Below are 13062 nucleotides of genomic sequence, written 5' to 3'. Positions count from 1 at the left end.
GTGAGATGGCGTTGGCGCAGCTCTTCACCCTCCCCCTTGTGGGGGTGAGAAACGGTCCGCGTAGCGGACGAAAAGCCAATTTCTTGGCTTTTCGAGTTTCGAACGCCCTGAGCCTGCGAAGGGCTGGGCTGATAATTGGCAAGCCCCGCCGGGTCCCCGCTGCTTCGCAGCGTCCGGCGTTCGCTAGCCTTCATCGTGCCACTGGCACGATGAATTCGCCTGCGGCGAACCGGCTGCTCACCCCCACAAGGGGGAGGGTGAGAAAAATCAATCCGAAACCGGCGTATTCTCATCCACATCGACGCGGAAATTGCCTTCGAGGATTTCGGCCTTCTTCTTCTCGACCAGTTCTTTGACGTCCGCCGGCAGCGTCTTGTCGAACTTGTGGTAGGGCGCGAGTTGCGAACCGCCCTTGGCCATGCGCGAGAAATCGCCATAGTCCTGCGCGGTGAAGACGCCGGCCTTGACGAGTTTGATCGCCTGCTGGACGGTCGGATACATGTCCCAGACCGGGCCGGTGATGACCGTGTCGGGGCCGAGGCTCGACTGGTCGGACATGTTGGAGATGGCGAGGATCTTCTTGTCCACCGCCGCTTCGATGACGCCGAAACGCTCGGCATAGATCACGTCGACACCGGCGTCGATCTGCGCGACCGCCGCTTCCTTGGCCTTCGGCGGATCGAAGAAGGAACCGATGAAGGCGACCTTCTTCTTGATGTTGGGATTGACCTCCTTGGCGCCGGCGAAGAAGGCGTTGACCAGCCGGTTCACTTCCGGAATGCCCATCGCCGCGACAGCGCCGATCGTGCCCGACTTCGACATCTTTCCGGCGATCATGCCGGACAGATAGGCCGGCTCGTGGATCCAGTTGTCGAAGACGCCGAAATTGGGTTCCGCCGGTCCGGCGCCGGAGCCGAAGAGGAAGGCGGTCTTCGGGAACTGCTTGGCGGTGCGGCGCGATTCACGCTCGGCTGCGAAGGCATCGCCCAGCACCAGCTGGTAGCCGCCTTGCGCATATTCGCGCATGACGCGGCTGAAATCGGCTGTCTGCACCTTCTCCGACCATTTGTACTCGATGCCGAGTTCCTTCTCGGCCTTCTGCAAGGCRACATGGATCTGGTTGTCCCATGGCTCCTCGATCGGCGTGGCGAAGATCGCCGCTACCTTCAGCTTCTTGTCCTTGCCGAAGGCGGCGCCTGGCAGCATGGCCGCAGCCAGGCCAAACGCGCCCAATTCCAGCACATTGCGTCGCGAAAGCCCTTCGCGTTTTATCTGGATTCTATTCTTCCGGTTTTCCATTGCATTCCCCTCTGTTCGACAGCCGTGTCGAGCCGGCTGTTCGTGAAAATGTCAGACAGGGAACTATGGAACGGGTCCGCACTTTTGTCCACATGGTCAAATTTGCGCACCCGAATCAGCCTCGATCTTAGCCGGCCAAGAAGAGGCTGCCGCTCAGGCCCGTTCGAGCGCGATCGCGATGCCCTGGCCGACCCCGATGCACATGGTTGCCAGCGCATAGCGGCCGCCGCGTTCGCGAAGCTCCAGCGCCGCCGTACCGGATATGCGGGCGCCCGACATGCCGAGCGGATGGCCGAGCGCGATGGCGCCGCCATTCGGATTGACGTGCTGTGCATCCTCGGCGATGCCGAGTTGGCGCAGCACGGCGATGCCTTGCGAGGCAAAGGCTTCGTTGAGCTCGATGACGTCGAATTGCTGCGGCGTCAGCCCAAGCCGCGCGCACAGTTTTTGTGTCGCCGGCGCTGGGCCGATGCCCATGATGCGCGGCGCCACACCGGCCGCGGCGCCACCAAGGATACGGGCAATCGGCGTCAGGCTATATTTCTTGACGGCTGCTTCAGAGGCAACGATCAACGCCGCCGCCCCGTCATTGACGCCGGAGGCATTGCCGGCCGTCACCGTGCCGCCTTGCCGGAACGGCGTCGGCAATTTGGCCAGCGCATCGACCGTCGTGCCGGCACGGGGATGCTCGTCCCTCGAGACGACCACCGCATCGCCCTTGCGCTGCGGGATGGTCACCGGCGTGATTTCCTTGGCCAGCCGGCCGTTGGCCTGCGCTGCGACCGCCTTGTCCTGGCTACGCACGGCAAAGGCGTCCTGGGCCGCGCGGGAGATGGCGAACTCTTCTGCCACGTTCTCGCCGGTTTCAGGCATCGAATCGACGCCATACTGCTTCTTCATCAGCGGGTTGACGAAGCGCCAGCCGATGGTGGTGTCATAGATCTCGGCGTTGCGCGAAAACGCCGTGTCGGCCTTGGGCATGACGAAGGGCGCGCGACTCATCGATTCGACGCCGCCTGCGATCATCAGTTCGGCCTCGCCGGCCTTGATCGCCCGCGCGGCGATGGTCAGCGCATCCATGCCGGAGCCGCACAGCCGGTTGACGGTGGAGCCCGGGATCTCCTTCGGCAGACCGGCCAGCAGCAGCGCCATGCGCGCCACGTTGCGGTTGTCCTCGCCGGCCTGGTTTGCGCAGCCATAGAAGACGTCGTCGACGGCTTGCCAGTCGACACCGGGATTGCGCTCGACCAGTGCTCTCAGGGGTATGGCGCCGAGATCGTCGGCGCGCACCGAGGACAGCGAGCCGCCGAAGCGGCCGATCGGCGTGCGGATGTAATCGCAGATATAGGCCTCGGCCATGTTCATGCAGCCTTTGCTTTTCCGCTTCCCTCATGCGCCGCCTTGGTGCGGGCCTGCAGGTCGCGCAATGTCGTCAGTTCGAGTTCGCTTGGCGCCGGCGTTTCGTCAAGCGCCTCCGCGAACTTTACCATCCAGCCACAGGTCTCCTGCACCTGCTGGCGCGTGACACCGGGATGCAACGACACGACCGTGAATTCCTTGGTCACCGGGTCCGATTTCCAGATGGCGAGATCGGTGATCAGCAAGGTCGGGCCCGCAGTGTCGATGCCAAGCCGCTTTCGATGATCGCCGCCCTCGCCGTGGCCGAAGGAGGTGAAGAAATCGATCTTTTCGACCATGCCGCGCCTGGTCTGCGCCATGGTGATGTAGATCTCCTTCGACGACGTCGCGATTTCCGGCGCGCCGCCGCCGCCGGGCAGCCGGGTCTTGGGGTGGAAATAGTCGCCGATGACGGTGGTGTTGATGTTGCCGAACTTGTCGAGCTGGGCAGCACCCAAAAAGCCTATCGAGATGCGGCCGCCCTGCAGCCAGTAGCGGAACATCTCCGGCACCGCGACGGTGGTGACCGCGGTTTCGCACAATTCGCCATCGCCGATCGACAGCGGCAGCACGTCTGGCGCGGTGCCGATCGTGCCGCTCTCATAAATCAAGGTGATGTCAGGTGCATGCGTCAGCCGCGCCACATTGCAGGCGGCGGACGGCGCGCCGATGCCGACAAAGCAGACATCGTCATTCCGCAGCGCGCGGCTGGCGGCGATCGTCATCATCTCGTTGGGGGTGAAGTCCGGATTGTCGCTCATGCCGCTTTCCTCAGATGCTCGACACGGGCCGCGAAATCGTCGGCGCTCTTCTCGATGACATTCGCCTGCATCCACTCCTGGAATTTGTCTCGGTCGGCGGCGATCTCGTCCCATTCGAGATAGGCCGCATTGTCGCGCGCGTAATAGCCATGCGCGTAGGACGGATGCGAACCGCCGGGCACAACGGAGATCGCCGCGATCGTCCAGCGCGGCAGCACCGTTAGATTGGGGTGCAGATCGTCGAAATTGTCGACCACTTCCTCGACAGTCACGACCGCTCGGCTAGCCGCCAGCACCGCTTCCTTCTGGATGCCGACGATGCCTTCGACCAGCACATTGCCTTTCCGGTCGGCCTTCTGGGCATGGATGAAGGTGACATCGGGCCGGATCGAAGGAACGGCTGCCAGCACCTCGCCGGTGAACGGACAGGTCACCGACTTGATGTTCGGATTGACCGTTGCCAGCCCGGCACCGCGATAGCCGCGAAACACCGCGCAGGGCAGGCCGGCAGCACCCGCCTCATAGGCGTTGGCCATGCCGGCATGGCTGTGTTCCTCGATCTCGATCGATCTGGGAAAACCGTTCTCGATGGCGTCGCGGGCGCGCCGCAGCAGGCCGACGCCGGGATTACCGACATAGGAGAAGATGATCTTCTTCGCCATGCCCATGCCGATCATCTGGTCGTAGATCAGGTCTGGCGTCATGCGGATCAGGGTCAGGTCGCGAAACCCCTGGCGGATCGCCTCATGCGCCGCCGCCGTCGGGATCAGGTGGGTGAAGCCCTCGAAGGCGACAGAGTCGCCATTGTTCAGGTTCTCGGCCACAGCCTGTTTGAGCGGCAGGAACTTGACCATCGCATCGGGCTCCCGGGTTCAAAAAGTTCGTATTGCGAACATATGTTTTGTATGTGATACATCTATGCTGAGTGACGGCGTCGAGTCAATCCGGGCAGCGACGGCCGTTGGCGGAGGCGGGATGGACGAAGAGGCGGCTTCCCGCGACCATGTCGGCTCGCTCGAGCGAGGCCTTGCCGTCATGGAGATCCTGGCCCGGCATCCCTCTGGCATGACGCTGACGGAAATGGGCGAGGAGGCGGGCCTGACCCGCGCCGGCGCCCGCCGCTTTCTATTGACGCTTGTCGCCACAGGCTACGCCACCCAGGCCGGCCGCGTCTTTTCGCTGTCGCCGCGCCTGCTGACCATCGCCCGCACCTGGCTCGGCGGCGCCTCGCTATGGAGCTTCGCCGCCCCGACCATGCGGGCAGTGGCGGCTGAGTTGAACGAGGCCTGCTCGGCGGCGATCCTGTCGGGCCAGGATGTCGTCTACGTCGCCCGCATTCCCGGCCGCCGCATCCTCAGCGTCTCGCTCGAGGTCGGTACCAGGCTGCCCGCCTATTGCACCTCGATGGGGCGCGTCCTGCTTGCCGGCCTGACGCCCCAGGAATTGGACGCATTTCTCGGCCAGGCGACGATCGAGAAACGGACGCCAAAGACAATCACCGACACGCGGCTGCTGGCATATGCCATCGGCAAGGCCAAGGCGGATGGCTTTGCCGTCGTCGACGAAGAGCTGGAGCTCGGCCTGCGCTCGATCGCCGTGCCGATCCGCGACCGCGCGGACCGCACGGTCGCGGCCATCAACGTCTCGACCCAGTCCGCGCGTTTCACCGTCGCGGAGATGGAACGGGAAATCCTACCGGCGCTGCTCGAGGCCAAGCAGCGCATCGAGGATTTTTTCGTCGTCTAAAGAGATCTTTGCGAGCTTAGGAATAAGCCCTCATCGTCGGCGCCGCCCCTCATTGCCCTGCCGGGCATTTCTCTCCGTATAGAGACGGGGAGAAAGTAGCTGGCCGCAACGCCGACGCCTTTTTGCGACGCTGGCGATTGGCGAAGCCATAAATGAAAGCGCCCCTCTCCCCGTGACTATACGGGGAGAGGATGCCGGCAGGCAGGTGAGGGGCAGCGCGAACTTCGATGCGTAGCTGCGGCGTACTCACCCTCAATGCTTGATGCGGTCGCGCATCGCATACCACAGCATGCCGAGCACATAGAGCGGTCCGCGCAACGCCGTGCCGCCCGGGAATGGCATGGGCGTGAGCGTCGAGAACAGGTCGAGCCGCGAAGCGTCGCCGGTGATCGCCTCGGCCAAAAGCTTGCCCGACAGTGTCGACAGGATGACGCCTTTGCCGGAATAGCCATGCGCGAAATAGACCTCGCCATAGTGCCCGACATGCGGCAACCGCGACGTCGTCACCGACACCAGCCCGCCCCAGGCGTGATCGATGCGGCAGCCCTGAAGTTGCGGAAAGGTCTTTTCCATGTGCGGCCGCACAAAGCCGGCAATGTCGGCCGGCGGCGACGGCGTGTAGCGCTCGCCGCCGCCGAACAGCAGACGCCCATCGGCCGACATGCGGTAGTAGTTGACGACGAAGCGGGTGTCGGACACCGCGACATTGGCCGGGATGACATTGCGTTTGCCCTCCAGCGGCTCGGTGGCGACGATGTAGTTGCCGACCGGCATGATGCGGCTGTTGACGCGCGGCTCCAATCCGTTGAGCAGCGCATCGCCCGCCAGCACGACGTGTCTTGCACGGACCGAACCCTTGGCCGTCGAGACGCGGATCGATGGCTCGCGCTCCAGCCGCACGGCGACCGAATTCTCATGAATGGTAACACCGGCCGCAACCGCCGCGCGGGCAAGGCCAAGGGTGTAGTTCAGCGGATGCATGTGGCCGCCAAGCGGCTCGTACATCGCACCGTGGTAGGGCGTGTCGACCTTGCGGCGGGCTTCCGCCGCCGACAGGATCTCGGCATGCGGGAACTTCATCACTGTGGCAAGGCACTCAGCCTCTTCCTCGAGGTCTTTGAGGTCGGAGCCGTTGACCGCCCCGACGAGATGGCCGGTCAGCCTGAGGTCGCAATCGATGGCGTGGCGCTCGATGATGTCGAGCACCAGCCCGCGTGCCTCGAAGGCGAGGTCGAACAGGACCTTTGCCCGCTCGGGCCCGTAGAGCTTGACCAGTCCCTTGGCGCCCTTGCGCAGGCCGGGGATCATCTGGCCGCCATTGCGGCCCGACGCACCCCAGCCGATCTTGCCGCCTTCGAGCAGTACCACCTTCAGGCCGCGCTCGGCAGCGTGAAGGGCCGCCGACAGGCCGGTGCAGCCGCCGCCGACGACAACTAGGTCGGCGTCGACATCGCCCTGCAGGGCGGGATGGTCCAGCGACGGATTTGCCGTCGCGACATAGTAGGATTTGCCGATATCCAAACCGGAATTGAAGCCCATCATTACACCTTCAGCAGCAGGTGGTCGCGTTCCCAGCTCGTCACCACGCCCTGGAACAGGTCGAGCTCGACACTCTTGACGCGCAGATAGGTCTGGAAGAAGTCCTCGCCGAGCAGCTCCCGCACTGGGTCGCAAGCGGTGAAACGATCCAGCGCCTCCTCCATGGTTTTCGGCAGCGTGCTTTTGATCTTGTAGGCATTGCCCGACGCCTCGGCCGACCGCGTCAGCTTCTGCTCGACGCCGAGATAGCCCGCGAGAAGCGAACCGGCGATCGCCAGATAGGGATTGGAATCCGCACCCGGCAAGCGGTTCTCCACCCGCCGCGCGGCGCGGCCACCGGCCGGCACCCTCAGGCCGCAGGAGCGGTTGTCGTGCGACCATTCGATGTTGGCCGGCGCGCTGTGGTTCGGCCGGATGCGGCGGAACGAGTTCACGTTGGGCGCAAACAACGGCATGATCTCCGGGACATATTTCTGCAAGCCGCCGATGAAATGGCCGAACATTTCGGTGTCGGCATCGTCGCTGCCTGCAAACAGCGTGTTGCCGGCCTCGTCGATGACCGACATGTGCAGATGCATCGAGCTCCCCGCCTGTGCCGCGATCGGCTTGGCCATGAAGGTGGCATGCATGCCGCTCTGTTGGGCGGCCTGGCGCGTCAACCGCTTGAACAGCAGCACMTTGTCGGCCAGCGGCAGCGCGTCGCCATGCAGGAAGTTGATCTCCAGCTGCGCCGTACCCGATTCATGGATCAGCGTGTCGAGCGGCAGTCCGGATGCCGCCGCATGGTCATAGATGCGGCGGACCACCGGCTCGAACTCCTCCAGTGCCGCCATATCGTAGGGATGCTGCACGCTCTCGGCGCGGCCATTGCCGCCGACCGGTGCCGTCAGAGGCCGGTCGGGATCGGGATTGGGCGCGGTCAGGTAGAATTCGAGCTCCGGCGCCACCATCGCCCGCCAACCGCGCTGACGGTAGAGGTCGAGCACGGCTCTCAGCACATGGCGTGGCGAGGCCATCCATGGCCGGTCGTCCATGTGAAAGGCATCGGCGAAGACATAGGCCTTGCCTGCACCGGCGCCGGGCGCCAGGGTGAGCGTCGAAACATCCGGCACCATGCGCATGTCCGGGTCCGAGTAGGCAAAACCCTCGTCGATCGAACCGGTGTAGCGGCCGTCGATGCTGACCAGAAAGGCGCTGCTCGGCAGGTAGAGCGCGCGGTCCTCCAGCGCCTTGAGGAACTTGGCTGCCGGCAAGGCCTTGCCGCGCAGGACGCCGTTCATATCGGGCACCAGGCACTCGACCTCGTTGATGCCGTGCTGGGTCAGCCAGGCCTTGGGATCGTTGCCACTGGAGAGGGAAGTATTCGTGTTCATGTCAGGCATTTCGTTCATGTCCGTATCACAGAGAGTATGGCTTGCGCGGCCACATCCGTTCCGGGTTTCAGCGCCATATGGGCTGCATTGTCCCTGAGGCGGGCGCGCATTGCGTCATCGGCCAGCAGGCCGAGAATGGCTTTCTCCAATACTCCTTCGGTCCAGGCATCACGGCCGATATGGTCGCCAACGCCGGTTTCCTCGGCGCGTCGGGCATTGTCGTGCCCGTCCCAGCAATAGGGCATGATCAGCGACGGCACGCCGAAGCGTAGCGCTTCGCAAAAGCTGTTATTGCCGCCGTGATGGATGAACAGGTCGCACTTCGCAACCACCGACGGCTGCGGAAACCAGGCGTCGAGATAGACATTGTCCGGCACAGCGCGATAGGCGTCGCGCAGGCCGCCGGCATTGACGATGAAGCGGGCCGGCAGCCTGTCGAACACGGCCAGCATGCGCTCGATCAGGCCGACATCCATGGCGCCGAGACTGCCGAAGCTCACATAGACAAGCGGCCCGCCATTGCGCGGGAACACAGGCACTGCGAACGGCCCTTCCGAACGCACGCAGCCTTCGAGATAGACGAAGCGGTCCGGGTCGAGCGGCTCGGCGCGATCGCGGCGCACGATCGTCGGCGTCAGCAAAAGGTTGAGGTCTGGCGAGGCTTCGAGAAACAGGCCCTTCGGCAGCGGCGCCAGGCCGGCATCCGTCCGAAAGCGGTTGAAGCGGTCATGCGCCGGCGCCGAGGCTCTGAGATAGCGGGCCTCGAACGCCGCGCGTTGCGGGTCGTCGGCGCCAAGCCCCGACAGATAGGGGGGCACCCGAGCGTCCGGAAGCTCGGTCTCGGCGCAGGAGACCACCCGCACCCACGGGCAGCCGGCGGCAGCGATCGCCGGGAACATGATGACATTGTCGAGCACCACCGCGTCCGGCTTCAGCCGCGCCAGCAATTGGCGCAGCGGTGCTTCGGCGTTGACCGCGGTGTCGACGATCGCCTGCCAGGTCGGCGCGACATAGGTTTCGAGCTGGTCGATCGGGCTCAGCCTGAAATGCGGCAGATGCCTGCGCACGAAGGCCTGCCAGTAGCTCTGCCGCTCGCTGTCGCTCAGCGGCTCGTCGGTCGGCAGCTGGTATTCCTGAAAACCATAGTCGGCAAAGACGCCGGAGAACCCGGCATGACAGATGAAGACAGGCCGGGCACCTTTCGCCCGCAGCGCCTGCGCGATGCCGACGCAATTCAACGCCGCGCCGAAACTCGCTTCGGGAAACAGCGCGATGGTCGGGCTGGCTTTTCGCGTCAATTAATCCTCGTCATTCCGGCCGGCTGATCATGCCGAACAGGGCGGGCGCCCCGCGACTGGCCGCTTGCGGTCGCTGGTTGCGGGAGAGCCGCAGGTGAATGCGAAGCAGATCGGCAGCCACCTCATACTGCCGGCTTTCAAGATGGTCGAGTATGTTCAGGTGCTCACGCAGCGATTGCCGCAGCCGGAAGACGTTGACGCCGGCATAGATGCCCGGCAACCGGCGCAACCTGAGGTGATCGGCCAACGCGTCGGCCACGAACCGATTGGCGGAGCCCTCCGCCAGCATACCGTGAAAATCGATGTCCAGCCGCTGGAACTCGCGTGTGTCGAATGCGGCATCCGGCAGCGCCGACAGCGCTTCCATGCCTTGGCGCAAGGCCGCGGCCCGTGCGCCGTCGAGCCGGAAGCCGGGGGTCAGGATGGCGGCGGGCTCCAGCAGCAAGCGGTACTCATAGCTTTCGCCTTGCGCCTCCGGGTCGTCAGGCGCGCGGCGGAAGAGCCAGGACTGGCCGGGCGCACGGTCGAGCAGATTCTCTTCCGTTAGTCTGTTAAGCGATTTTAGTACCGTCTTGCGTTCAGCATTATACCGCCGCATCAACCCGGCGACGGTCACCGTCTGGTCCAGCCGCCGCGCCGACCGGTCGCGCAGGATCGCCTCGGCGAGTTCGTCCTCCTCGGTAAGCGGCAATTCAGCGGCAACGGCCGGCTGGCTCGTGAGGTCGACGGCAAGGTGATAGCCGGAATCCGCTTCCCAACGCACAACGCCCTGTTCCACAAGCAGGCTAAGCGCAGCCCGCACTGGCGTACGCGACACATTGCACAGCGAGGCGATCTGCTGTTCCGGCAGGCGCGCACCGGGTTCGAAGCCGCGCTGCCGGGCCACATCCAGGATGCGCTGCGCCAGGTCGAGGTGGTTGGTGCGGGGTCGTCGGGCGGCGGCTTGCATGACAATGCTCGTGAACGGACATGACCTATATGCTTTGACCGATCGGCCCCACGGACGCAATCGGCCAGATTCCACGGTCGCTTGGCAAATTATGGATTGACGTACTTTTTTCTGCAATAGTACTGTCAGGACAATCGGCACAAAAAAGACCGAGGGAACAGGATCGAGGCGGCGGCATGGGTCGCAGCCGGCGAATGAATTCGACGATCAACCAGAATGGGGAACCTGTCATGACCGCCACCACTCTCTTGCGGCACCGTTCGCTGAAGATGCCGTCAATCGCACTTGGCCTGGCCTTGGCGCTGGCCGCACCCGCGGCTGCGGCCGACCTGGTCATTTCCAACTGGGACGGCTACATGGCGCCCGACGCCATGGCTGCCTTCAAGACCGCCACCGGCGTCGCCGGCGAAGTGGTTGTTCATGCCACCAATGAAGAGATCATGGGCAAGCTAATCGCCGCCGGCGGCAAGGGCTATGACGTGGTCTTCGTCTCCTCGCCCTTCGCCGAGGTGCTGAATAAGCTCGGCCTGACCGAGCCGATCGACCACGCCAAGGTGCCCAACCTCGCCAACCTCTACCCTGAAGCGACCAAGCTGCCGCATGATGTCGGCAACGCCTTTTCAGTCCCCTACACCTGGGGCACGACAGGCCTCTGCTACCGCTCCGACCTGGTGAAGGTGGCGCCGACCAGCTGGAGCGACCTTCTCGCCCCCTCCGACGACCTCAAGGGCAAGACCACCATGCTGGCGACCGACCGCTGGCTGCTGGCCGCTGGCCAGCTCGACAAGGGTTTTTCGGTCAACGAGACCGATCCGGCCAAGATGGCCGAGGTCAAGGACCTGCTGATCTCGGCCAAGAAGACGCTGCTCGCTTATGACGACACCACCTTCTATTCGAAGCTGGTTTCCGGGGAGGCGCTGATGGTGCAGGCATGGGACGGCTGGTGCAACTACGGCATCGCCGAGAAGCCCGAGATCAAATACGTCATCCCGAAGGAAGGCTCGGATCTGTGGGTCGACACGATGGTGGTGATGAAGGCTTCCGCCAACAAGGACGCGGCCTTCCAGTTCATCAACTTCATGCTCGACGCCAAGAACCATGCCTGGGCGGCGCAGAACATCGACTACAAGGTGCCGAACAAGCCGGCTATGGAAAGCCTGCCCGCCGATTTCCTGGCCAAATTCCCCAACATGGCGATGCCGGTGGCCGATCTCGTCAAGTTCGAGCAGCTGCGTGACGTCGGCGACGCCCAGCGCGACTATTCGAAGATAGTCAGCGAGATCAAGGCCGCGCAGTAAGCGGCGTCAAACCAGACATCACGGCCGGCGGCGCTTCTGCTGCCGGCCTTGAGCGGTACCCGAAGAATTGTCCCAGACCCGACTTCGCTCCTCCTTGCTGATGGCCCCGGCGCTGGTCTGGCTGACCGCGCTGATGGTGGTGCCGTGCGCGCTGGTGCTGGCGCTCGCCTTCTTCCGCCGCGGCATCTATGGCGGCATCGAATACACCTTCACGCTGGAGAATTTCGGGCTGGTTTTCGACCCGCTCTATGCCGGTATCTTCCTCAAATCGGCGCGCATCGCCGGCACGGCGACGCTGATCGCGGTGGTGATCGGCTATGCCGCCGCTTATGCCATATCAGCCGCACCGCGCCGGCTGCAGCCGGTGCTGCTGTTCTTCGCCGTGCTGCCATTCTGGTCGAACTATCTGATCCGCACCTATGCGTGGATCGTGTTGCTCAACCGCGAGGGCCTGATCACCCAGCTGTTGCGCTGGTTCGGCTACACCGGCGAGCCGCCATCGATGCTCTACACCGAAGGTGCCGTCATCGCCGGCCTGGTCTACAACTACCTGCCCTTCGTCATCCTCGCCTGCTACGCACCGCTGTCGCGTCTCAACCCAGAACTCGCCGAGGCTTCGCGCGACCTCGGCGCTTCGGCCATCACCACCTTTCGCCGTGTCATCCTGCCGCTGACCGTGCCCGGCATCGCCGCCGGCGCCGTGTTCGTCTTCGTGCTGTCGATCGGCAACTTCGTTACGCCGGCCCTGCTCGGCGGTGGCCGCTTCCAGATGATCGGCAATCTCGTCTACGACCAGTTCCTGACCGCCAATGACTGGCCCTTCGGCGCGGCGCTCGCCATGATGCTGATCGCCATCATGCTGCTGGTGCTGATGGCTCAGGCGCTGGCCGCCGATCGCGCCTCGGGCCGCGCCGCGCAAGTGAGCGGAGGCGCCGATGGCTGAGCGCTCTCCCGCCACGCGGCGCACGCTCTGGCTCGTACTGAGCCTGGTCTTCGCCTTCCTCTACATCCCGATTGCCGTGCTGGTGGCGCTGTCCTTCAACGAGGGCGGCCTGCCGACCGCATGGTCGGGCTTTTCGCTGAAATGGTATGTCTCGCTGGCCGGCAATTCCGCCATCCTCTCCGCCGCGCTCAACACGCTGATCGTGGCACTGGTTTCGACCGCCATCGCCACGCTGCTCGGCACGCTGCTGGCGATCGGCGTCGAGATACGCCGGCATTATGGCAAGGGTCTCGAAGCGCTGATCTTCGCGCCGATGATCATTCCCGACATCGTGCTGGCGATCGCGCTGCTGTCGTTCTTCTCCATGCTCAACCTGACCATGGGTCTGCACACAATCATCCTTGCCCATGTCGTGTTCAACCTCGCCTTCGTCTGTTCGGTGGTCCGGGCCCGGTTGA

The 13062-nt window shown here is 64.1% G+C and carries 12 protein-coding genes; 4 read left to right on the top strand and 8 right to left on the bottom strand.

Translation table 11 applies throughout. The features are described from left to right. Positions 1-267: 267 nt before the first annotated feature. The 4 genes from ACXJ7R_RS12825 to ACXJ7R_RS12810 form a co-directional block, all read right to left on the bottom strand. Positions 268-1299 carry a BMP family protein gene (locus ACXJ7R_RS12825; RefSeq protein ID WP_457152151.1) on the bottom strand — a complete coding sequence of 344 codons (1032 nt, stop codon included), beginning with the start codon at positions 1297-1299 and terminating at the stop codon, positions 268-270. Between the two features lie 153 nt (positions 1300-1452). Continuing rightward, the gene (pcaF, locus tag ACXJ7R_RS12820) at positions 1453-2658 is read right to left on the bottom strand and encodes a 3-oxoadipyl-CoA thiolase (protein ID WP_457152154.1); all 1206 of its coding nucleotides are present in this window, start codon (positions 2656-2658) and stop codon (positions 1453-1455) included. 2 nt (positions 2659-2660) lie between these two features. Then, positions 2661-3458: a CoA-transferase subunit beta gene (locus tag ACXJ7R_RS12815; protein WP_457152150.1), complete on the bottom strand. Its 798-nt coding sequence runs from the start codon at positions 3456-3458 to the stop codon at positions 2661-2663. Then, positions 3455-4312, bottom strand: a complete 858-nt coding sequence (locus ACXJ7R_RS12810; RefSeq protein WP_457152149.1) for a CoA transferase subunit A — start codon at positions 4310-4312, stop codon at positions 3455-3457. Before ACXJ7R_RS12810 ends, ACXJ7R_RS12815 begins: the two co-directional genes overlap by 4 nt. A 121-nt stretch (positions 4313-4433) precedes the next feature. On the opposite strand from ACXJ7R_RS12810, the gene ACXJ7R_RS12805 reads away from it, so the two are divergent. Further along, complete coding sequence (locus ACXJ7R_RS12805; RefSeq protein WP_457152148.1) at positions 4434-5204, top strand: IclR family transcriptional regulator domain-containing protein; 771 nt, start codon at positions 4434-4436, stop codon at positions 5202-5204. A 252-nt stretch (positions 5205-5456) separates the two neighbouring features. Here the strand turns inward: ACXJ7R_RS12805 and ACXJ7R_RS12800 are convergent, their stop codons facing one another. From ACXJ7R_RS12800 to ACXJ7R_RS12785, 4 genes are read right to left on the bottom strand one after another with little or no spacing between them, the layout of a single operon-like run. After that, a complete protein-coding gene (locus ACXJ7R_RS12800) occupies positions 5457-6746 on the bottom strand; it encodes an NAD(P)/FAD-dependent oxidoreductase (protein WP_457152147.1) in 1290 nt (429 codons plus the stop codon). Next, a complete protein-coding gene (locus tag ACXJ7R_RS12795) occupies positions 6746-8125 on the bottom strand; it encodes a glutamine synthetase family protein (protein WP_457152153.1) in 1380 nt (459 codons plus the stop codon). Before ACXJ7R_RS12795 ends, ACXJ7R_RS12800 begins: the two co-directional genes overlap by 1 nt. Positions 8126-8130: 5 nt before the next feature. Next, complete coding sequence (locus tag ACXJ7R_RS12790) at positions 8131-9414, bottom strand: nucleotide disphospho-sugar-binding domain-containing protein (RefSeq protein WP_457152146.1); 1284 nt, start codon at positions 9412-9414, stop codon at positions 8131-8133. 10 nt (positions 9415-9424) lie between these two features. Continuing rightward, positions 9425-10363, bottom strand: a complete 939-nt coding sequence (locus tag ACXJ7R_RS12785) for a GntR family transcriptional regulator (protein ID WP_457152145.1) — start codon at positions 10361-10363, stop codon at positions 9425-9427. A gap of 230 nt (positions 10364-10593) precedes the next feature. Between ACXJ7R_RS12785 and ACXJ7R_RS12780 the strand changes: the two genes are divergently transcribed. The 3 genes from ACXJ7R_RS12780 to ACXJ7R_RS12770 form a co-directional block, all read left to right on the top strand. Next, on the top strand, positions 10594-11661 hold the full coding sequence (locus ACXJ7R_RS12780) for a polyamine ABC transporter substrate-binding protein (protein WP_457152144.1): 1068 nt from the start codon (positions 10594-10596) through the stop codon (positions 11659-11661). A 100-nt stretch (positions 11662-11761) separates the two neighbouring features. Next, positions 11762-12604 carry an ABC transporter permease gene (locus tag ACXJ7R_RS12775; protein ID WP_457152152.1) on the top strand — a complete coding sequence of 281 codons (843 nt, stop codon included), beginning with the start codon at positions 11762-11764 and terminating at the stop codon, positions 12602-12604. After that, a partial coding sequence (locus ACXJ7R_RS12770; RefSeq protein WP_457152143.1) for an ABC transporter permease occupies positions 12597-13062 on the top strand: 466 nt, incomplete at its 3' end. The genes ACXJ7R_RS12775 and ACXJ7R_RS12770, both read left to right, overlap by 8 nt.

The organism is Mesorhizobium sp. P5_C1, from assembly GCF_054049815.1.
The sequence above is the reverse complement of the archived record's forward strand: the minus strand, read 5'-3'. Positions and strand labels throughout refer to the sequence as shown.

Coding starts and splice junctions, on each gene's coding strand:
- ACXJ7R_RS12800 (WP_457152147.1), bottom strand. CDS start 6,746: ATGATGGGCTTCAATTCCGGTTTGGATATCGGCAAATCCTACTATGTC.
- ACXJ7R_RS12805 (WP_457152148.1), top strand. CDS start 4,434: ATGGACGAAGAGGCGGCTTCCCGCGACCATGTCGGCTCGCTCGAGCGA.
- ACXJ7R_RS12775 (WP_457152152.1), top strand. CDS start 11,762: ATGGCCCCGGCGCTGGTCTGGCTGACCGCGCTGATGGTGGTGCCGTGC.
- pcaF (WP_457152154.1), bottom strand. CDS start 2,658: ATGGCCGAGGCCTATATCTGCGATTACATCCGCACGCCGATCGGCCGC.
- ACXJ7R_RS12785 (WP_457152145.1), bottom strand. CDS start 10,363: ATGCAAGCCGCCGCCCGACGACCCCGCACCAACCACCTCGACCTGGCG.
- ACXJ7R_RS12780 (WP_457152144.1), top strand. CDS start 10,594: ATGACCGCCACCACTCTCTTGCGGCACCGTTCGCTGAAGATGCCGTCA.
- ACXJ7R_RS12810 (WP_457152149.1), bottom strand. CDS start 4,312: ATGGTCAAGTTCCTGCCGCTCAAACAGGCTGTGGCCGAGAACCTGAAC.
- ACXJ7R_RS12815 (WP_457152150.1), bottom strand. CDS start 3,458: ATGAGCGACAATCCGGACTTCACCCCCAACGAGATGATGACGATCGCC.